19 protein-coding genes are annotated in these 22,531 nt (G+C 33.1%); 8 read left to right on the top strand and 11 right to left on the bottom strand.

The window, feature by feature from the left end:
- Positions 1–335 precede the first annotated feature (335 nt).
- From rpsJ to rpsL, 4 genes are read right to left on the bottom strand one after another with little or no spacing between them, the layout of a single operon-like run.
- Complete coding sequence (gene rpsJ / locus LUU93_RS09485) at positions 336–641, bottom strand: 30S ribosomal protein S10 (RefSeq protein ID WP_007803605.1); 306 nt, start codon at positions 639–641, stop codon at positions 336–338.
- 10 nt (positions 642–651) lie between these two features.
- The gene (fusA, locus tag LUU93_RS09480; protein ID WP_053470826.1) at positions 652–2,808 is read right to left on the bottom strand and encodes an elongation factor G; all 2,157 of its coding nucleotides are present in this window, start codon (positions 2,806–2,808) and stop codon (positions 652–654) included.
- Between the two features lie 10 nt (positions 2,809–2,818).
- Complete coding sequence (gene rpsG / locus LUU93_RS09475) at positions 2,819–3,295, bottom strand: 30S ribosomal protein S7 (RefSeq protein ID WP_056200545.1); 477 nt, start codon at positions 3,293–3,295, stop codon at positions 2,819–2,821.
- Positions 3,296–3,318: 23 nt separating this feature from the next.
- Positions 3,319–3,702, bottom strand: a complete 384-nt coding sequence (rpsL, locus tag LUU93_RS09470) for a 30S ribosomal protein S12 (RefSeq protein ID WP_007136570.1) — start codon at positions 3,700–3,702, stop codon at positions 3,319–3,321.
- Between the two features lie 183 nt (positions 3,703–3,885).
- Between rpsL and LUU93_RS09465 the strand changes: the two genes are divergently transcribed.
- From LUU93_RS09465 to LUU93_RS09445, 5 genes are all read left to right on the top strand, one after another.
- Positions 3,886–5,589, top strand: a complete 1,704-nt coding sequence (locus LUU93_RS09465) for a BamA/TamA family outer membrane protein (RefSeq protein WP_232680696.1) — start codon at positions 3,886–3,888, stop codon at positions 5,587–5,589.
- An 84-nt stretch (positions 5,590–5,673) separates the two neighbouring features.
- Positions 5,674–8,931, top strand: a complete 3,258-nt coding sequence (locus tag LUU93_RS09460) for a SusC/RagA family TonB-linked outer membrane protein (protein WP_232680694.1) — start codon at positions 5,674–5,676, stop codon at positions 8,929–8,931.
- Between the two features lie 3 nt (positions 8,932–8,934).
- Entirely contained in the window at positions 8,935–10,401 is a 1,467-nt protein-coding gene (locus LUU93_RS09455) for a SusD/RagB family nutrient-binding outer membrane lipoprotein (protein WP_232680692.1), read from the top strand.
- An 86-nt stretch (positions 10,402–10,487) separates the two neighbouring features.
- Entirely contained in the window at positions 10,488–11,222 is a 735-nt protein-coding gene (rlmB, locus tag LUU93_RS09450; RefSeq protein WP_232680690.1) for a 23S rRNA (guanosine(2251)-2'-O)-methyltransferase RlmB, read from the top strand.
- Positions 11,223–11,261: 39 nt separating this feature from the next.
- Complete coding sequence (locus tag LUU93_RS09445; protein WP_232680688.1) at positions 11,262–12,062, top strand: DUF2490 domain-containing protein; 801 nt, start codon at positions 11,262–11,264, stop codon at positions 12,060–12,062.
- 2 nt (positions 12,063–12,064) lie between these two features.
- Here the strand turns inward: LUU93_RS09445 and LUU93_RS09440 are convergent, their stop codons facing one another.
- Complete coding sequence (locus tag LUU93_RS09440) at positions 12,065–12,571, bottom strand: hypothetical protein (protein ID WP_232680686.1); 507 nt, start codon at positions 12,569–12,571, stop codon at positions 12,065–12,067.
- 61 nt (positions 12,572–12,632) lie between these two features.
- Entirely contained in the window at positions 12,633–13,406 is a 774-nt protein-coding gene (locus LUU93_RS09435) for a rhomboid family intramembrane serine protease (protein ID WP_232680684.1), read from the bottom strand.
- A 162-nt stretch (positions 13,407–13,568) separates the two neighbouring features.
- On the opposite strand from LUU93_RS09435, the gene LUU93_RS09430 reads away from it, so the two are divergent.
- Positions 13,569–14,846: a replication-associated recombination protein A gene (locus LUU93_RS09430; RefSeq protein WP_232680682.1), complete on the top strand. Its 1,278-nt coding sequence runs from the start codon at positions 13,569–13,571 to the stop codon at positions 14,844–14,846.
- Between the two features lie 13 nt (positions 14,847–14,859).
- On the opposite strand, the gene LUU93_RS09425 is transcribed toward LUU93_RS09430, so the two are convergent.
- From LUU93_RS09425 to radC, 3 genes are read right to left on the bottom strand one after another with little or no spacing between them, the layout of a single operon-like run.
- Entirely contained in the window at positions 14,860–15,603 is a 744-nt protein-coding gene (locus LUU93_RS09425) for a hypothetical protein (protein ID WP_232680680.1), read from the bottom strand.
- A gap of 2 nt (positions 15,604–15,605) precedes the next feature.
- Complete coding sequence (locus LUU93_RS09420; RefSeq protein ID WP_232680678.1) at positions 15,606–16,292, bottom strand: YjjG family noncanonical pyrimidine nucleotidase; 687 nt, start codon at positions 16,290–16,292, stop codon at positions 15,606–15,608.
- A 3-nt stretch (positions 16,293–16,295) separates the two neighbouring features.
- Positions 16,296–16,985 (bottom strand): RadC family protein, encoded by a 690-nt coding sequence (gene radC, locus LUU93_RS09415; RefSeq protein WP_232680978.1) that lies wholly within the window; start codon positions 16,983–16,985, stop codon positions 16,296–16,298.
- 106 nt (positions 16,986–17,091) lie between these two features.
- On the opposite strand from radC, the gene LUU93_RS09410 reads away from it, so the two are divergent.
- Positions 17,092–17,724, top strand: a complete 633-nt coding sequence (locus tag LUU93_RS09410; protein ID WP_232680676.1) for a DUF1287 domain-containing protein — start codon at positions 17,092–17,094, stop codon at positions 17,722–17,724.
- Between the two features lie 93 nt (positions 17,725–17,817).
- On the opposite strand, the gene LUU93_RS09405 is transcribed toward LUU93_RS09410, so the two are convergent.
- Complete coding sequence (locus LUU93_RS09405) at positions 17,818–19,173, bottom strand: UDP-N-acetylmuramate--L-alanine ligase (protein WP_232680674.1); 1,356 nt, start codon at positions 19,171–19,173, stop codon at positions 17,818–17,820.
- 189 nt (positions 19,174–19,362) lie between these two features.
- Entirely contained in the window at positions 19,363–21,507 is a 2,145-nt protein-coding gene (locus LUU93_RS09400) for a S46 family peptidase (RefSeq protein ID WP_232680672.1), read from the bottom strand.
- A gap of 312 nt (positions 21,508–21,819) precedes the next feature.
- On the opposite strand from LUU93_RS09400, the gene LUU93_RS09395 reads away from it, so the two are divergent.
- Positions 21,820–22,350 (top strand): outer membrane beta-barrel protein, encoded by a 531-nt coding sequence (locus LUU93_RS09395; RefSeq protein WP_232680670.1) that lies wholly within the window; start codon positions 21,820–21,822, stop codon positions 22,348–22,350.
- Positions 22,351–22,531 lie beyond the last annotated feature (181 nt).

Below are 22,531 nucleotides of genomic sequence, written 5' to 3'. Positions count from 1 at the left end.
CAGGGAGTGCAAAAGTAGATATTAAAATTGAATATACCAAACAGTTACAAAAATTAAATCGCTCATTATCAAAATCCAAGCCCCAAACTCACAACAAAAGAGATTTTATTTATTCCAAAATCTAAACTTTAGACTTCAATAAAATTCAATTTTACATACAACAATTACTTAAATAAATCACAACAAAAAACTCTCGCAGCATGCTAAAATAAAGACATCTATACATTTCATCTCTAGCCTTAACTACAAAAAAATCAAATTAAAAATCACCTTGAAGCAATAAAAAAAGCGAGACACTTACGTCTCGCTTTTATATATAAAAAATATAAAAAAAATTATACTTTTATCTCTACTTCAACACCACTTGGCAATTCAAGTTTCATTAATGCATCAATAGTTTTTGATGAAGATGAATAAATATCAATCAATCTCTTGTATGACATTACTTCAAACTGTTCTCTCGCTTTTTTGTTAACGTGCGGAGAACGTAGCACAGTGAAAAGTTTTTTGTGAGTTGGCAACGGAATTGGACCTGTTACAACTGCTCCAGTAGTTTTTACTGTTTTTACGATCTTTTCAGCAGATTTATCTACCAACATGTGATCGTAAGATTTTAGTTTTATTCTGATTTTTTGACTCATTTTCTTAAAATTAAGCGTTACCTTTTGCTTTTTTGATTACCTCTTCTGAAATATTAGAAGGTGTTTCTGCATAGTGAGAAAACTCCATTGTTGAAGTAGCTCTACCAGAAGATAATGTTCTTAATGTAGTTACATATCCAAACATTTCTGATAAAGGCACATCAGCCTTAATAGTTTTAGCACCATTTCTATCACCCATATCATTAACCTGACCTCTACGACGGTTCAAGTCACCTACGATATCACCCATATTTTCTTCTGGAGTAATAACTTCGATTTTCATGATTGGCTCAAGAATAACAGCTCCAGCAGCACGTCCTGATTCTTTATAACCCATTCTTGCAGCTAACTCAAAAGATAATGCATCAGAATCCACAGGGTGGAAAGATCCATCAGTTAAAGTTACTTTCAAACTATCCACAGCATATCCTGCCAACGGACCAGTTTTCATAGCCTCTCTAAATCCTTTTTCAACAGCAGGGATATATTCTTTAGGAACGTTACCACCTTTTACAGCATTGATAAATTGTAATCCAACTGGAACTTTACCATCAACTTCATCAGCAGGCTCGATTGTAAATACGATATCCCCGAATTTACCACGACCTCCAGATTGTTTCTTGTAAGTCTCTCTATGTGTTGCAGATCTTGTAAACGCTTCTTTATACTCAACTTGAGGCTCACCTTGGTTTACTTCAACTTTAAATTCACGTTTCATACGATCCACTAAGATATCTAAGTGAAGCTCACCCATACCTGAAATAATAGTCTGCCCAGAAGCCTCATCAGTTCTAACTGTAAATGTTGGATCTTCTTCAGCTAATTTAGCTAAAGCCATACCCATTTTATCTACGTCAGCTTTTGTTTTTGGCTCAATAGCAATACCAATTACAGGATCAGGGAATTTCATAGATTCCAAGATAATTGGATTCTTTTCATCACAAAGAGTATCTCCTGTTTTAATATCTTTAAATCCAACAGCAGCACCAATATCTCCAGCTTCAATAAATTCGATTGGATTTTGTTTATTAGCATGCATTTGGTAAATACGAGAAATTCTTTCTTTATTACCAGAACGAGTATTTAAAACATAAGATCCAGCATCTAAACGCCCAGAATATGCACGGAAGAAAGCTAAACGCCCAACGAATGGGTCAGTAGCAATTTTAAACGCCAAAGCAGCGAATGGCTCTTTAACATCTGGCTTACGTAAAATTTTCGTTTGATCTTCTTCTAATAAATCAGCATCATCAGGATGAATTCCTTCAATACCTTCTTTATCTAAAGGAGATGGTAAATACTTACAAACCGCATCCAACATAAACTGAACACCTTTGTTTTTGAAAGATGAACCAGCAAGCATTGGAATAATAGCCATATCAATAGTAGCAGCTCTTAATGCATTGTTGATTTCTTCCTCTGTAATAGAGTTTTCATCTTCCATATATTTATCCAAAAGATTTTCATCATAAGTTGCAATCTCTTCGATAAGAATAGAACGGTAATGCTTAACATCATCAATCATATCCGCTGGGATATCAACGATATCAAAAGTAGCTCCTTGAGTTTCATCATGCCATACAATAGCTTGATTTTTCACTAAGTCAACAATACCTTTAAAATCAGCTTCATCTCCAATAGGCAAAGTAATTGCAACCGCATTCGATTTCAACATGTCTTTAACCTGTCCGCATACAGCTAAAAAGTTAGCACCTTGACGATCCATTTTATTTACGAATCCCATACGAGGAACTCTATATTGATCAGCAAGTCTCCAGTTAGTTTCTGATTGAGGCTCAACACCATCAACAGCACTAAATAAGAAAACCAAACCATCAAGTACACGTAAAGAACGGTTTACCTCTACGGTAAAGTCAACGTGTCCAGGAGTATCAATAATATTAAAGTGATAAGGCAATGATTCCGGAAGCGCTTTACCTTGCTCTGTTGGAAAATTCCAAGTACAAGTCGTAGCAGCAGAAGTAATTGTAATACCTCTTTCCTGCTCTTGCGCCATCCAGTCCATTGTTGCAGCACCATCGTGTACCTCACCAATTTTGTGTGACTTTCCAGTATAAAAAAGAATACGCTCAGTAGTTGTTGTTTTACCAGCATCAATGTGAGCAGCAATTCCGATATTTCTTGTATATTTTAAATCTCTAGCCATTTCTTACGAATTAAAATCTAAAGTGAGAGAATGCTTTGTTAGCTTCTGCCATTTTGTGAGTATCCATTCTTTTCTTAACCGCAGCACCTTCTTCTTTAGCAGCAGCTAAACATTCTGACGCTAAACGTTGTGCCATAGATTTTTCATTTCTTCTTCTAGAATAAAGTATTAACCACTTCATTGCCATAGAAATTTTTCTGTCTGGACGAATCTGCATTGGAATTTGAAATGTAGCTCCACCAACTCTACGGCTACGTACTTCTACGTGAGGCATAACGTTTGTTAAAGCATCTTTCCAAATTTCTAATGAAGTTTTCTCTGAATCTTGCTTTTTAGTTTCAATGATATCAATTGCATCATAAAATACTTTGAAAGCTGTAGATTTTTTACCATCCCACATTAAGTTGTTCACAAAACGCGTTACCAACTGGTCATTAAACCTTGGATCCGGTAAAAGTGGTCTTTTCTTTGCCGCTCTTTTTCTCATGTCTTTTTCTTAAAAGTTTTAAATTACTTTTTTGCTTCTTTTGGGCGTTTAGCACCGTACTTAGATCTTCTTTGCGTTCTTCCTGCAACTCCTGACGTGTCAAGCGCTCCACGAACGATATGATATCTAACACCTGGTAAATCTTTTACCCTTCCGCCTCTAACTAATACTATCGAGTGCTCTTGTAGATTGTGTCCTTCTCCAGGAATGTAAGCATTCACCTCATTACCATTTGTCAAACGTACACGCGCAACTTTACGCATTGCAGAGTTTGGTTTTTTTGGTGTAGTAGTGTAAACACGCGTACAAACCCCTCTTCTTTGAGGACAAGAATCTAAAGCAACCGATTTACTCTTCTTAGTTATCTGAGTTCTTCCTGTTCTTACTAATTGTTGAATTGTTGGCATAATTAATACTAAAAATTATTATGTTTATTAAATTCCCGCTTTTTACGGGGTTGCAAATGTATAAAATAATTTCCACTATACAAACGTTAATCTATTAATTTTCAACAACATTATTTATTAGTATGTTTTTACAAACAAACAATAGATATTTGCATACACTTTAATTAAACAAAACATTTTCACTTGAAACAGTTTTTTAATACATTGTTTTTTTTCTTCATAAGCTTTTCTGCTTATACTCAAACCTTTCATCTAAAAATAAACGGATCAAATGAAATTGAAAACAAAATTATTGACTCCTTAAATTACACTGCAGTTCACCCAAATATCAAATCACTGTTTGATGAGATAAAAAACACTTCCGGAAAACTTTCAAAAAAAGGCTTTTTAGACAATAAAACACTAGAAAACAACAAAATAAATGACAGCACTTATGCCGTTATTTTTAGCCTAAAAAACAGAATAAAAAGTATACATATATATATAGGTATAAATAATCGCTTTTTTGATTCTCATAAAAAACAAAATGACTCCATAATTCTTCCTTATAGTGAAATTGAAAACTATTTAAACTCGAAAATAATACAAGCTGAAAAAGATGGTTTTGCACTTAGCAAAATTAAACTCGAAAATATCCGAAGAAAGGATTTGGTAATTTACGCCGACTTAAATTTTAAATCTGAAAAAAAACGCAATGTAAATTCCATTATTCTAAATTATGCAAATAACAATTCTCGTGATTTTTTTCCGAAAGGCCATTTAAAACGACTTAATAAAAAATACCTAAACAAAACATTTAATCAGGAGATCACAAAACAGCTTTACGAAGACATTAATAATTTCGAGTTTGTTTCTCAAACAAAATATCCTGAAATACTCTTTACAAATGATTCTACTAAAATTTATACTTACGTAGAAAAAAGAAAAGCAAACACTTTTGATGGCTTCATTGGATTTTCAAATGACGAAAACAAAAAAGTAACTCTTAATGGTTATCTTGACATTCTACTAATCAACACACTTCATGCCGGAGAACAATTTTCATTGTACTGGAAAAGCGACGGAAATCAACAAAAGACCTTTAACACTAAATTGGAGATTCCATATATATTCAAATCACCACTTGGAATAAAAGCCCAATTAAACATATTCAAACAAGACAGTACTTTTCAAAACACAAAAACGGCAATTGATTTAGGTTATTATATAAATTACAATTCTAAAATATATCTAGGATATCAATCTACTGAGTCAAGCGACATTCAAAACACCAACAACTCAACAATCAGTGATTTTGACAATTCGTATTTCACATCAACTTTCGAATATAAAAAAACAGATTACAACAATTACCTGATGCAAAGAAAAGCATTCTTGAACCTAGCATCCGGATACGGGAGAAGAAATACAAATAACGATTTAGAAACAGCCGGATCAAGCAAACAATTCTACATAAGTCTAAGTGCCGGCTATAATTTTGAACTCAACAGTAAAAATTATATTAACATAAATTCACAAAATTTTTATTTGCAAAGTAAAAACTACATTTCAAACGAATTGTTCAGATTTGGCGGAATTAAATCAATAAGAGGATTTTTAGAAAATAGTCTCCAGGCAAATTTCACAGCATCCATTCTTACAGAGTACAGATATATTGTTTCATCAAATCTCTACATTAATTCAATCTTAGATTATGGAATATATCAAGACTTAACAAGCGTTTCAGAGCCTAACAAAATAAAAAAATTAATAGGAATTGGAATTGGAACCACAATTCAAACTCCAAATGGGTTAATAAATATTAATCTCACAAACGGAGCTAATAAAACTCAGGAATTACAATTATATAACACTATCATAAACATATGTTATAATGTTAAATTTTGACCTTTAACGAAAAAAAAAAATATTTTACTAGGAAAGTTAACAAATTATTAAGAGTTTTGCGATACTAATTCAAAATATTTAAAAATGAAACTAAAGTTCAATGGATTCTTAGTGCTTTTATTAGTACTAGTTGCGCAACTTTCTTTTGCGCAAGAAAGAGCTGTTTCGGGAACAGTTTCTGACAATGCAGGAATGCCTTTACCAGGTGTTAGTGTAATAGTCAAAGGAACAAAATCTGGAACACAAACCGATTTTGATGGTAAATATTCTATCAAAGCTTCATCAAGCCAAATTTTGGTATTTAGCTACATTGGGATGAAAACCCAAGAAATAGCTGCAACTTCATCAACAGTTAATGTAAAATTAGCAGGAGATGCACAAGAACTTGAAAGCGTTGTTGTAACAACAGCTTTAGGTGTAAAAAGAGAGAAAAAATCTCTTGGTTATGCAACACAAGAGGTTAAAGGAGGAGATTTAAGAAATGGTACTGCAAGTGGTAACTTCTTAAACGAACTTTCTGGTAAAGTTGCCGGGGTTAACGTAAGAAGAAATACTAACTTTGGTGGTTCTACAAGTGCTATCTCACGTGGGGTTAAAGCTATCAATCAAAGTAATGAGATGCTTATTGTAATTGATGGTATGCCAATTAACAATGCAAACAATACTAATGATGGTACTGTAGCTCAATCAAGAGGAGCTCAAGGTTATGACTATGGAAATAATGGTATGGATATCAATCCAGAAGATATTGAAAGTGTCAACGTATTAAAAGGTGCAGCTGCATCTGCACTATATGGTTACCTTGCTGGAAACGGGGTTTTAATGATTACTACTAAAAAAGGTAAAGCTAAAAAAGGTTTAGGAATCACTGTTTCATCTGAAGTAGTTACTGGTGTAATAGACAAAAGCACTTTTACTAAATACCAAAAATCATACGGAGCTGGATACGGTGCTTCTTTTGACACTACACAAGATATTGATGGTGATGGTGTAAATGACAGAGTTGTATACATGGGAGATGATGCTTCTGTTGGAGCTGCTTTTGATCCATCATTAAATGTTTACCAATGGGATGCATTCTCTGCTTATCCAGGAAATAACAATTACGGAAAAAAAACTGCTTGGGTTGGAGCTAAAAATGATCCTACATCATTCTTTAAAAATTCTTTATCATTAGTAAATACTATCTCTTTTGAAGATGGTAATGACAAAACGAATGTTGTATTCAACTATACAAACACTAAACAAACAGGTGTAATGCCTAATAGTGAAATAAACAAAAATAATTTCAGTTTAAAATTGAATCATCAATTTACAGACAGATTATCTTTGAGTACTTTTGCTAACTTTTCAAATCAAGCTACAATTGGTAGAAACATGACTGGATACAGCGACAACTTAGTTTCTGGTTTCCGTCAATGGTGGCAGACAAACGTTGATATCAAACAACTTGAGCAAGCTTACAACGCTTCAGGCGGACAAAACATTACTTGGAACAGAACATCTGCATCTAATGGATTCCCAGCTTATTGGAACAACCCATATTTTGATCGTTACAAAAACTACCAAAATGACAGCAGAAATCGTTTTGTAGGTTATGCTAACTTAACATACAAAATTGCTGACTGGTTGTCTGCAACAGCAAAAATATCTACAGATACATACGCTGAACTTCGTGAAGAAAGATTAGCAGTAGGTTCTGTTGGAAAAACTTTTGGTATCAATGCTTTCACAGAAACATCAGGATACCAACGTTATAATGGCAACTTCTCTGAGCAGAACTACGATTTATTACTTAACTTCAAAAAGAATTTTGGAGAGAACTTTAGCTTCACTGGAGTATTAGGTGGAACTGTAAGAAGAAATTACTTCAATCAAATTACAGCTTCTACAGAAGGAGGACTTATTACTCCGGGACTTTATAGCTTAGATAATTCAGTTTCTGGAAGCCCATTCCCTTATGAAAGAGAAACTAAAACTGGAGTAAACAGTTATTTTGCTTCTGTTTCGTTAGGTTACTTAGATCAGTTTTTCATCGATGCAACATCAAGAAGAGATGCATTCTCTCAATTACCAGAAGGTGACAACTCATTATTTAGTAACTCTATTTCAGGCAGCTGGGTTTTCACAAAAGCTGTAGATGCTAGCTGGTTAACGTTTGGTAAATTAAGAGGTGGATACTCTGAGAGCCCACTTGGAACTCCAACATTGGCTTTAGTTGATACTTATACTAAAATCAACTCATTCAATGGACAACAACAATATTCTGTAAACTCTACAAAAAACAATCCTAATTTAGAACCTATCAAAACTAAAACGCAAGAGATTGGTCTTGAGATGCAATTCTTAAACAGAAGAGTTGGTTTTGACGTGAGTTTATACAAAAACGTTAATGACGGTGAAGCTATCCCAGTTCCATATTCAACTGCAACAGGATATTCAACTCGTTATGTAAATGCTGCAACTATTGAAAATAAAGGTATTGAGGTGCAATTTAATGCAACCCCTATTAAAACAAATGATTTCGCTTGGGATATTACAGTTAACTGGTCTAAAAACGACAACAAAGTAACTGCATTAGCTGATGGCGTACAGAACTTATTAATTGGAGCTTCATACCCTGGAGGTGTAACATTAAATGCAGTTGTTGGACAACCATTTGGTGTACTAAAAGGTACAGATTATACTTACACAGCTGATGGTCAAAAAATTGTTAACCCTACAACAGGAAGATATGTTATCAACACATCTACAAATAACATCATTGGTGATATCAACCCAGATTGGATTGGTGGTATTCGCAACAAATTCTCATACAAAAATCTTTCTTTCAGCTTCTTAATTGATATGAAAAAAGGAGGAGATATCTTCTCAACTGACCAATGGTATGGTGTTGGTACAGGTTTAACTGATGATACTGCCGGCAACAACGACCTTGGAAACCCAAAAAGAAATACAATTGCTAATGGTGGAGGTATAATCAATCCGGGAGTTTATGCTGACGGGACACCAAATACTACAAGAACTGCTTATTCAACTGGTGGAGCTATTACTAATGCTTACTCTAACGGACCAAGAAGTCAATATATATACGATGCTGGTTTTATCAAATTAAGAGAAGTAAATATTACTTATACTTTACCAACTTCATTAGTACAAAAAATCAAATTGGTAGATGCAAAAATCTCGCTTATTGGATCTAACTTATGGATAATTGACAAAAATCTTCCAGACGCAGACCCAGAAAGTGGTTTAGGTTCTAACATTGGATCTGCTGGTTTATCTATCGGATCTCTTCCAACCACTAGAAACATTGGTTGCAACTTAACAATAAAATTCTAAGCTATGAAAAATAGACTTCTTATATTAATACCGCTTTTATCCTTGTTTGCATCATGTACTGATGATATCACAGGATTAAACACGGACACTAAACGTCCAACTTACACTCAGGCTGAATACTTATTTACTAACGCAGAACATGCAATGGTAGATCAAGTAACAAGCACTTCTGTTAACTTTAACGTTTTCAGATTATTTGCTCAACAATGGACAGAAGTTCAATATCCACAAGAAAGTCAGTATGATTTAACAGGACGTACTATTCCTGATACTCACTGGACAACATATTACCGTGATGTACTAAAAGACTACAAAGAAGCTAGACAAATTTTGGTTGATTCAAAAGCTGCTTATACTGGAGCTCCTGAAGGTCTAATTGTTATCGATAATAAAATTGCTGTAATCGATATCTTAACTGCATATAGTTATGGAATTTTAGTAGATACTTTTGGAGACGTTCCTTATAGTGAAGCATTAGATATCTTAAATCACCCGCTACCAAAATACGATGACGCTCAAACAATCTACAGAGATCTTATCTCAAAATTAACAACAGCATCAAATGCATTAGATGCCAGCGAGGATAGTTTTGGTGATGCTGATTTGATCTATGGTGGAGATGTAGCAAAATGGGCAAAATTTGCAAATTCATTACGTTTAAGAATGGCAATTAACATGCATGATGTTGATGCTACTTATGCTTCAACTCAAGCTTTAGCTGCAATTGCAGATGGTATAATCACATCAAGTGCTGATGGAACTTATATGAATTATGCTGCAACTCAGCCAAATGCAAACCCATTGTATGTTGATTTAGTTGCATCTGGTCGTAATGACTTTATACCAGCTGATACATTCGTAAACAAATTAAATGCGCTTAGCGATCCTAGAAGACCTCAATATTTCACTGAATATCCAGTTGGATCTGGATTATACAAAGGCGGTGTCTATGGAGCAATTAACACTTACGATGCATTCTCTCATTTAACTGAGACAATTAAAGTACCAACATATCCTGGTGTATTATTTACTTATTCTGAAGTTGAGTTTTTATTAGCTGAGGCATCTGCAAGAGGTATCGCTGTTGGTGGTACTCCAGCATCTCACTACAATGCGGCCATTACAGCTTCTATGTTAGATTGGGGCGTAGCACCAGCTGCTATCGCAACTTACTTAGCAAGACCTGATGTAGCTTATGCTACAGCAACAGGAACTTGGCAGCAAAAAATTGGGGAACAATCTTGGATTGCTTTATACAACAGAGGATTTGAAGCTTGGACTTCATACAGAAGATTAGATTTCCCTGCTTTACAAGTACCTGCAGTAACTTATGGTGACATCACAGAAGTTCCAAAACGTTATTCTTACCCTAACAGAGAGCAAACTCTTAATGCTACTAATTTACAAGCAGCAGTTACTAAATTAGGAAACAATAATGTTACTACTAAAGTTTTCTGGGATAAACACTAAATTTATTCTAAATTAAATACTAAAAAGCCATCCCGTTCATTCGGGGTGGTTTTTTTTTATATAAACATTATACCTATATTTGCCACATGGAAAAAGAACATCAAATATTTGGTATTAGAGCCATTATAGAAGCAATACAAGCTGGTCAGGAAGTTGACAAAGTATTTATACAAAAAGAAATTTCCGGAGAATTAATGAAAGATTTAATGAAGGTAATGAAACGTGCCAACATTAATTTCTCTTACGTTCCGGTTGAAAAACTAAATCGATTAACACCAAACAATCATCAAGGTGCTGTTGCAACAATTTCACCTATTGGATTCATTGATATAGAACATTTAGTAGAATCGACTATTGCTTCGGGTTCAAAACCATTATTTTTAATATTAGACCAAATCTCAGATGCGAGAAATTTTGGTGCTATTATCAGAACTGCAGAGTGTACAGGAGTAAATGGAATTATCGTTCAAAAAGCAGGTTCTGCACCGGTAAATGGCGACACGGTTAAAACATCAGCAGGTGCAGTATTCAATGTACCTATTTGTAAAGTGGAACATATTAAAGATGCAATATTCTACCTTCAGGGATCTGGAATAAAAACTGTAGCCGCTACCGAAAAAACAGATCAAAACATTTATGACTTATCATTAAATGAACCCGTAGCTATTATAATGGGATCTGAAGACAGAGGTATAAATCCTTCTGTTTTAAAAATCGTAGATGAAAAAGCAAAGTTACCAATGTTTGGTTCCATAGGATCACTTAACGTATCTGTTGCCTGCGGTGCATTTTTATACGAGGCAGTTCGTCAAAGAAGTTAATATATCCAAAAAATAGAATGACAACTTAATAAACATTAAATGTCGTCAAAAGTTACTCATAATATAATACGTAGAAAAATTGGGTATGTCGTTGTAATTTTTTTAATTACAACAATGAGTCACGGGCAAACAACAAAGTATAATCAATTTTGGGGTGAGATTCAATTTAACAGAACCATTACCAAAAAGTGGTCAACAGAACTTAATTTAGGCACAAGTTACAGTAGTACTGAATCATCTGCAAATATTTTTGAGGAGAATACGCAACGATCATTTAGAGCTTGGGGGCATTACTATCTGTCTCCACGTTGGAAATTATCCTCATTTGTTGGGTACTTTAATAATAAGGATGTTCCAGAAATTGGACAATACGAATCTCCAGAATGGAGATTCGCCTTACAGGGCATCTATTATTTTCATAAAACCGGATATACATTAAGCACAAGAATGCGGCTTGAACTTCGTCATATGAAAAATGACGATGACAATTATGAAAATGTATTTCGATATCGTCAGCAAGTTAAATACTTAAAGCCCATCAACAGTAAAGTTTTACGAGAAGGTGTTGTATATGCTGTTGCTTCTGATGAACTATTTTTTAAATCTGGAACAAAAGTTACCGGTCTTAGTTTTTTTGACAGAAACAGATTAAATATTGGGGCTGGTTATCTTTTTACAGATAACATACAAATCGAACTAACTTATGCTAACGAATACCTTCCGAGGGATGATGGAAATCAAATCATAAATGCCGCAGCGTTCACACTTACTTTTAATAATTTTTTTGAGAATCTAAACAAAAAGTTCTTACACAAATCCGAAACTACAAGTGATGATTAAATCTACTTTTCTTCTTCTTTTAAAAAGCAGGCTAGCTGATTTACAATTTCATCTTTATGTAATTTGAAATTATAATCACGCATAAACTCAGTTCCCTTCATATTTATAGAAGCAACAACGGCTTCGAATTTAGAAAATGCTTTTAAATCCTTTTTGTCTATTAAATATAAAACCTGCATAACAGAATCATTTTTTATATACTGGGTATCATAATGCGTCAATTTATAAGCATTATTGTCTGCTAAGTGTATTATCAAATCATCTGTAATTTCTTTGCCTACTTTCTTTTCCGGAAATGGCATGGGCTGTAGAGCAACAAAATAATTTTCTTTATCGGTAACAATATTTATTTTTAGAGATTTAGATTTTGCGGTATAAAAAACCGCTGGATCAAAATAATACATCAGAGAACCGTCTGCAAGTACTTTATTTTTTGCATCACATTGAGCAAAAGATTCAGAACCTCCAAAAATCAATAAAATAAAAATAGAAAAGAAAGTGTTTTTCATGAGTTAGAATAATCAAATTAAAATAAATCTTGACAAATTTAATAATTTAAATCCATAAAAATTACCCCTCAAAGCCTTTATCAATTGGTTCTGATTTAGTTACAATATAATTTACAATAATATTGGAGTTAAAATACATATTAGGATTTTCATTTTCTTCTTCAGGAATTTCAGTATTTACGAAATTTCCATCCTCATCAAAATGTTTCATAAAAGCATCTTGCGAAGGATCAAAGTCAGGTTTCTGCCAATCGTAAATTATAGGTTTTGTATATTCAGAAGTCTTATAATATAAAGAGAGTCCAAATCCTGTTATAAATCCTCCTAAATGTCCTTCCCAGGAAATTGCAGCATCTACATCTGGAAAAACATACCAAATCATTCCTCCATAAAGTAAAATAACAGATAACGAAAGTGCCACCAAACGATAATACTTAGTTTGTATTCCTTTAAAAAAAATAAAACTGACCAAAACATAAATTAATCCACTGGCACCAATATGAAAATTTTCCCGGCCAATGATCCAGGTTATTAATCCCGAAAATAGAATTCCATAACAGATAACCCCAAATGACTGCTTGGGATAAAAAAACTGCAAAGCTGTCAGCAAGACAAAAAGCGGAATTGAGTTATTATATAAATGCTCTAAATTTTCGTGAATAAATGGACTAAACAAAATACCTTGTAATCCGAAAAAATCCCTGGGATAAATTCCGTTTTGGTAAAAATCAAAATCAAATCGAATCTGAATCCAGTATATAACCCATAGAAAAAGCACAAAAAATACTGGAACTCCAATAACTGCAGTTGAAAACTTAAATTGATTATCATTCATATAGTCTCGAGTCTAATTCATGTTTTTGACATCAAAAAACTATCCAAACAAAATTTACTGATAATTTGTCAGCTATTCAATTATATGTTAAATGTTTAAAATTGAATTGGTATATAATATTTCATGTAATAAAATTAATTTTGAAAATAGTAATTTTACAAAATGGAAGCACCGTTAGCCGAGCGTATTCGCCCACAGAAATTAGAGGATTATGTTAGTCAAAGTCATTTGGTTGGGCCAAATGGTTCATTGACGCAGCAAATTTCAAAAGGAATAATTCCGTCACTTATTTTTTGGGGGCCGCCGGGAACTGGCAAAACAACTTTGGCACAAATTATTGCACAAGAATCTAAACGTCCGTTTTATATTTTAAGTGCCATTAATTCTGGAGTTAAAGACATTCGCGACGTAATTGAAAAAGCAAAACAAAGCGGAGGTTTGTTTACTGCCAAAAACCCTATTCTATTTATTGATGAAATTCACAGGTTTAGCAAATCGCAGCAAGATTCACTTTTAGCTGCCGTCGAAAAAGGATGGATTACCCTTATTGGTGCAACTACAGAAAACCCAAGTTTTGAAGTTATTCCCGCACTACTATCGCGCTGTCAAGTGTATATACTAAATGCTTTCACAAAAGATGATTTAGAAGCCTTATTACATCGTGCAATGAAAATTGATGTAGAATTAGCGTCTAAGAAAATAATTTTAAAAGAAACAGAAGCATTACTCCGACTTTCTGGCGGTGACGGCAGAAAACTGCTCAATATTTTTGAACTTGTAGTTAATGCCTCTCCAAGCGATAATGTAATTATTACCAACGATCGTGTTTTTGAATTGGTTCAGCAAAATACTGTTTTGTATGACAAAACTGGTGAACAACATTATGATATTGTTTCTGCTTTTATAAAATCAATACGAGGAAGCGATCCAAATGGTGCCGTTTACTGGCTGGCGAGAATGATTGAAGGAGGTGAAGATGTAAAATTTATTGCCCGCAGAATGCTGATTTTATCTAGTGAAGATATTGGAAATGCAAACCCAACGGCATTTATTATGGCAAATAATACTTTTCAGGCGGTTTCAACAATAGGTTATCCGGAAAGCCGAATCATATTAAGCCAATGCGCCATATATCTGGCAACATCTCCCAAAAGCAACGCATCCTATATGGCTATTGGAAATGCACAGCAATTGGTAAAACAAACAGGTGATTTACCTGTTCCTATACATTTGCGAAATGCTCCAACTAAATTGATGAAAGAATTAGGGTATGGTGAAGATTATAAATATTCTCATGATTATGCGAATAATTTTGCTGAACAAGAATTTCTGCCCGATGCCATAAAAGAAACGGTTCTTTACAATCCGGGAAGCAATTCCAGAGAGAACAGCAACCGCGAATTTTTAAAGAACCGCTGGAAAGATAAATATGGTTATTAAACCATAATATGTTTTAGAATTTTACAGAAACTTTTTCTGAAACCAATTTATCATTTTGATAATACTCAAAATACCATTGATTATCTTTTGCGTTTAAAGACCCCTGAATTCCATCTTTAATAGCAATAAAAGAATCTGCACGTGAAGTTTTTAATAGTTTCATTACCACTTTTGGCGTTTTATCAATTAACTGAAAACCATTTTCTGTTGGCTGCGCATATAATAAATTTGGATCTGAAAGATTAACTGCAGGCTTCTCTTCAACTTGAGTATTTGCTACAGCAACAACTGGAGCTGCAGTTTGCATTACACTCGAAGAAATTGAAGAAACAGTTTTTCCATTATATTTATAATGCAGCCCAATAACAGATACAAATGCACCTTCAAGGCTTTCTTTATATGCCGCTTCATAATCCTTTTCCCTGCTTTTTCCAGTTTCAGAAGTATAAACTACTTTTCCGTAGCAATCCTTAAACTGAATAAAAAGTTTCGTTACTAAAAAAGCATTGTCTTTTTTAACATCGATATACAAAAGCTCGCATCTATCATAACCTGCAGGTATTTGCTCATTAGTATAAAAAGCCTCAAAACCAGCTTTAAGTAAATTTGATTTAGTTAACGTAGCTAATCGATATTGATTATCTGTTTTTATAAAATCATATTTAAGAGGAATCATAACCGCTTTATAATCGTTAACAGATTGCGAAAACCCAATAGCAGAACAAAATAGTAAAGCCAGAAAAACTTTTATTTTCATAATTATAAATATTTTTTTAGTTCAAGTAAATGATTAATTTGTTTTAAATTTTTAGGCACATCAATATTTCTAACATTGAAGAAAATTGCATCGAGACCAGCGTTTAAAGCACCATTAACATCTGCATCAAAATCATCTCCAATCATAATGCTGCTTTCTTTTGAAGCCTGGGCCAGATTAACAGCATAGTCAAAGATAATACTATTTGGCTTTTTAACCCCTGCTAATTCAGAATTTGTAATTGTACTGAAATAACCTCCTAGTGAAGCATTATTAATTTTCTTGGTTTGAACATGGGCAAAACCGTTTGTAATGATATGCAATTTATATTTTGGTTTAAGATATTCCAGAACTTCAATTGCTCCATCAAAAAGATAATTATTATCGGTCAAAAACTCAATATAATCGTTAGCAATTTGATCTATGTTTTCATCGGAAATGGAATAATTTAAAGCATCAAAAGAATATTTTAACCGGTTATAACGTAATTCCTGATGCGTAATTTCATCGTTTTGGTATAACCTCCAGCATTCCTGATTTATAGGAACATATTTTTTAATAAAATCTTCAATTTTTATCTCTCCGAAGTTATTTTTAAAAATACGGTCAAATGCCATTTCTGAATTTTTATCAAAATCCCAAAGTGTGTGATCTAAATCAAAAAAAATGTCTGTAATGTTGGTATTCATAAATTAAAAAATTCCTTCATCTACAAAACTATAATATTTTGTTTCAGTAATAATCAAATGATCTAAAATTTTAACATCTAGAATCTCTCCTGCTGTTTTTATTTTCTTTGTAATTTGTTTATCTGCATCACTTGGTTTCAAATTCCCAGAAGGATGATTATGACACAAAATCAAACCTGTAGCGCCATTTTCTAATGCTAATTTAAAAACTAATCGTATATCTACAACTGTTCCAGCGATTCCTCCTTTGCTTAATTGAGATTTAGAAATAACTTTATTCGAATTATTCAGAAAAAGTACCCAAAATTCTTCATGAGACAATTCACCTATAATGGGCTGCATAATTTCGAAAGCATTTTTACTTGAGATAATTTTGGATAATTCAACTGTATCCTCTACTCTTCTTCTTCGCCCTAATTCTAAAGCTGCAATAATCGTAATTGCTTTTGCTTCGCCAATACCTTTAAATTGCATTAATTGAGAAATAGATACTTTTCCTAAAGAATTTAGATTTCCTGCATTGGCTAAAATCCGTTGACTTAATGCAACAGCAGATTCATTGCGACTGCCAGATCCTATTAAAATAGCCATTAATTCAGCATCACTTAACGCATCTTTTCCTTTTAGCATTAATTTTTCCCGAGGCTTATCATCTTCTGACCAATTTTTTATAGCAAAATGACTCCCTTCCATAATAATGTATTTTAAGAGGCGAATATATACTAAAAAGAAGAAAAATCTTTCAAAAAATTGAATCATTTCCAAATTTGTTTAACTTTAAAAACTAACCTATCTCGAAATGAAAATTTTATGTATTTCTTTCCTTCTATTTCTTTTTATATCCTGTCAAAAGAAGGAAATAGCAAAAATTGCAAGCAATGAAAATCAGGCAAATAGTTTTGCAGAGAGATTATCTCAAGCTGCGATTTCAATTATTGATCCATCGATAGATTATGATCCTGCTTATTTTTCAATTCAATATCCTAACGGAGATGTTCCGGCAAAAAAAGGTGTTTGTACGGATGTTATTATTCGCTCTTATCGAAAATTAGGAATTGATCTTCAAAAAGAAGTTCATGAAGATATGATAGAAAACTTTGATACATATCCGAATTTAAAAAATTGGGGAATGACTAAAACAGATACTAATATTGATCACAGAAGAGTGCCAAACCTTGAAATATTTTTTGAAAGAAAAGGAACAAAACTACCTGTAACTCAAAATTCAAACGATTATAAAACAGGCGAAATTGTAACATGGATGATTAATGACAAACTGCCTCATATAGGAATAGTAACCAACAAAAAATCAAAAGACGGAAAACGAAACTTGATTGTTCACAATGTTGGTAATGGCCAAGTTCTTCAAGATTGTTTATTTGAATATAAAATTGTTGGGCATTTTAAATATTCAAAAGAAATTCCAAATTAGAAATTCCAAAATCTAAAAATCTAAAAGTCAAAAAAAAAGCCAGCTGTAAAAACAGCCGGCAATTATCTAATTTTCAAATTGACCAATTTCCTCCTAATTAATCAATTGTTTTACTTCATCAAAATTCAAACCTCCGTAATTTCCTGAACTCATTAATAAAAGTGCTGAATTATCTAAGTTCAAATTGAATAAATATTCTTTAAACTCAGCTGGGTTTGTATAGATAATTAAATCTTCTCTATTAAAAGCAGAAGCAATTTGCTCGTATGTAACTTCTTCTAACTGTTTAATTTTTACAGCATCCGGAGAATAAAAAACTACCGCAACATCAGCATATTCTAAGGCCCCCTCATACTCTTTTAAAAATTCAGCATTTAAACTGCTGTAGGTATGTAATTCTAAACATGCTACTAAAGTTCTGTTTGGATATTGTTCTTTTACTGCTTTTGTTGTTGCAGCCACTTTACTTGGTGAATGTGCAAAATCTTTGTAAGCAACTTTTCCTTTTCCTTCGGCAATTTTTTCTAAACGTTTAGATGCACCTTTAAAACTGGCAATTGCTTCATAAAAATCAGCTTCGTCAACACCCATATTTTGGCAGATCCATTTTGCTCCGGCAAGATTATTTAAATTATGCGCTCCAAAAACTTCAATTGGCATATCGCCTTCTGGTGTTTTTAATAATGTTACACCATCACTAACCGTATATTCAGGAGTGTGATACGGTAATTTACGAATTGGATTTGTTGCAGCTTCAGAAACACGTTTAACTTCCGGGTCATTTTCGTTATAAACTAAAATCCCTCCATTTGTAATTTTCGAAATAAAGATTTCAAATTGCTCTACATAATTTTCATATGTTGGAAACACGTTAATATGATCCCACGCAATTCCAGAAATCAAAGCAATATTGGGTTGGTACAAATGAAACTTCGGACGACGGTCTATTGGGGAAGATAAATATTCATCACCTTCTAAAACCATAAAATCATTTTCTTCGGTAAGATGCACCATCGTATCAAAACCCTCCAATTGTGCACCAACCATATAATCAACTTCAATATTATGATAATGCATTACGTGCAAAATCATCGAAGTAATGGTTGTTTTTCCGTGCGAACCGCCAATTACAACACGGGTTTTATTTTTAGATTGTTCGTATAAAAATTCCGGATACGAATAAATTTTAAGTCCCAATTCCTGCGCTTTCAACAATTCAGGGTTATCCGCTTTTGCATGCATTCCAAGAATTATAGCATCAATATCGGCAGTAATTTTTTCAGGAAACCAACCCAGTTCAGCAGGAAGAATTCCTTTTTTCTCTAATCTTGATTTTGAAGGCTCAAAAATAGCATCATCACTCCCTGTAACCTGATATCCTTTATTATGCAATGCTAATGCTAAGTTGTGCATAGCGCTTCCGCCTATCGCGATGAAATGTGTTTTCATTTAAAATGTTTAATCGTTAAACTGTTTAATTGGTTAATCGAAAAAGCCAATAACTAATAAAACTCCAATAATTATTTTTCAAAAATAAGGAAATATAAAATGTGTTATTTGGTTTGAAGCAATAAATTAGAAAAAAAGCCCGATAGATTTAAAATCCGTCGGGCTTAAGTTTTATAATAAAAATTGCAATTATTTCGTAATCGTCAATTCGTCAATAATATTTTTAGCTCCAGCGTATTTGTCAATAATCCAAAGCACATAACGAATATCAACGTTAATAGTTCTTTGTAGTTTAGGATCAAAAATTACGTCTCCGGCCATTGCTTCAATGTTTCCATCAAAAGCAATTCCAATTAATTCTCCTTTTCCATTTAAAACCGGCGAACCTGAATTTCCTCCAGTAATATCATTATCAGTTAAAAAGTTTACCGGCATGTAACCTGCTTTATCAGCATATTGACCAAAATCTTTTGCTTTGTTTAATTCTAACAAACGAGCTGGTAAATCAAATTCCTGATCTCCTGCTTTATACTTTTTCACCATGCTTTCCATAGTAGTATAATTATTGATTGCAGCATCATTACGAGGATCTGCAGGTAACGCACGAACTTTTCCGTAAGTTAATCTCAAAGTAGAGTTAGCATCAGGATATTTAATTGCGTTTAATTTTGATTCTCTTAAACCTTCAACAAGTTCGCGGTAAGCTATTGCAAAACCATCATCAGCTTTCTTTTGGTCATCTGTTTTAGCACGTGATTTTGTCAATAAATCATTTGAAATAATATACAAAGGATCGTGAACAATTGCCAATGGTTTTGGATCAGCCATAAAAGCTAATACTTTTTCCTTAGTTGTAAAATAACTAATTTCTGTAGCTTTTGCCACATCAGCAGTAAAGTCACCATTATTGGCAGTTTTCATTTTAGCAATTTCTGGAGCAAGTCCATATTCAGCAGCTTTAGAAGCATATAAATTTAATTGCGCTGTCAATACATCTTTTTCAAGCGGAGCATAAAAATTACCGTAGATATTTTCAATCATTGTGTTGATCTTCGGTAACATCTCTGCTCTTTTTGCTTCATTTTCTTTATAGTAAACAATCAGCTCATTTCCTAAATTTGCCGGGCCTGCAGCATAGCTGGAAGTACGTAAAAGCTGTGTCAAGTAATTATCGTGACGTGCTTTTAAGTTTGTTTCTCTGTAATAATCGTTAATAGTAGGAATTACATTTTCATACTTATCTTTATTAGCCGGTTTACTTGCCCACTCATAAAATTTATCTTCCTGCTCTGATTTAGTGTCTACCGTTCCTGCTTTTGTTAAAGCATCGATCATTCCTTGACGGTTTTTCCAGTAGTTTGCTGTCGAAGCATATTTAGATGCATATTTCAAACGAACTGTTGCATCTGTATCCATATACTTTTTCATTACATCCATTCCGGTCTTAGCACCTTCAACCCATGCAGGGTAAGCATATTTTATATTCTGCTCAATTCCTCCCGCCGGCATCCAGCGATTTGTTCTTCCAGGATAACCTAAAATCATGGCAAAATCATTTTCTTTTACACCTTTAATACTTACAGGCAAATAGTGTTTTGGCTGTAAAGGCACATTATCTTTTGAGTAAGCTGCAGGATTTCCGTCTTTATCAGCATACACTCTAAACATAGAGAAATCTCCAGTTTGACGAGGCCACTCCCAGTTGTCAGTGTCTCCTCCAAATTTACCAACACTTTCTGGTGGAGTTCCTACTAAACGAACATCTGTGTAATCTTGGTAAACAAAATAGTAATATTCATTTCCTTGAAAGAAAGGACGAACAGAAACTGTATACTTTCCGTTTTCACTATTTTCTTTTTCAATTAAACTAATCTCTTGCTGAATAATTTTGTTTCTTTCAGTCTCCGTCATAGTATCATTTACTTTAGATAAAATTCTTTTAGAAACATCATCCATACGAACAAAGAAACGAACGTATAAAGATTTAGGTTTCATTTCGGCACTTTTTTCTTTTGCCCAAAAACCATCTTTCAAATAGTTTTGTTCTGCAGTAGAAAGTTCTGCAATCGCATTATACCCGCAATGATGGTTTGTTAAAACCAATCCGCTTTTAGAAACAATTTCAGCTGTACAACCACCATTAAACTGCACAATTGCATCTTTTAAACTATGATGGTTAATACTGTAAATTTCTTCGGCTGTTAATTGCAAGCCCATTTTCTCCATATCTCTATGGTTCAATCTTTCGATAAACATCAAGAACCACATTCCCTCATCAGCTCTTACAGGAAAAGCCATAAGGCACATGGTCAAGAATAAAACTATTTTTTTCATGTTATTTTGTTTAAGTACTGCGAATATAACTCATTTTCGCAAAAAAAATAAACATTTCATCTAAAAACAAAACATATCAAATAAATACAAACATGATTTTGCGAAATTCATAATTTGACAAAAAAGAAAAATTATTAGAATATAAAAAGATAAAAACCAATTAAACCTATAAAATTCTAGATTTTATGAAATCATGATTTTAAATTGTAGAATAAATTGTAAAAATTAACTTTCAATTAAAAATATTTAATCTAATCTATTTCTTACAAATAATAATTGCTTTAATTTGCCATTCTAATTAAAAAAATAAAAATGAAAAAATTATTACTAGCAGTTGTACTTTTAGTGACAACAATAATGAGTGCGCAAAAAGGGTCAATCTTACTTGGTGGAAATATTGGGTTCTCTTCAGAAAAAATTGGAGACATAAAAACTGAAAGTTTCGATTTTTCCCCAAAAGCAGGGTATCAATTTACTGATAAGTGGACTTTAGGAGTTGAAGGTTCAATCCTGAACTATAAACAATCTGGTTTTGAAAGTGAGCAAGCATACCGTGTTGGTGCTTTTACACGTTACTCTGTGCCTCTTTCTGATTTATTCTCTTTCTACACTGATTTTGGAGTAGGATACGAAGAAAGAACTATTGACAAAACAAAAGGAATTTATAGTACGTTGACACCTGCATTATTCATTAACATGAAAAAAGGATTCGGCTTAAATTTCTCAATCGGAGGAATTAATTACGATAATCTTAGTGGAAAAGGAGTTCCTAGAGAAGAACGTTTTGGTTTTGATTTTGGAAAAACTTTCAGCATCGGAATCTCTAAAAACTTTGGAATATAATATCATTAGGATTTAAGTTAGAAAGTAAAATCCTTTATACTTTTTGTTTTTTCGCGCAGAAAGTAAAAAACCCGACAATTTCCATTGTCGGGTTTTCTTTTTTATGTGCTCATCATCTTTTAAAAAAATCACTTTTGAAAAATAAATTTTCTATCTTTCCCAACACAAAAAATCCACAACT

The organism is Flavobacterium soyae (genome assembly GCF_021245985.1).
GTDB classification, from domain to species: Bacteria; Bacteroidota; Bacteroidia; order Flavobacteriales; family Flavobacteriaceae; genus Flavobacterium; species Flavobacterium soyae.
Note: the sequence above shows the minus strand (reverse complement) of the source record. Positions and strands in the feature narration are given on the sequence as shown.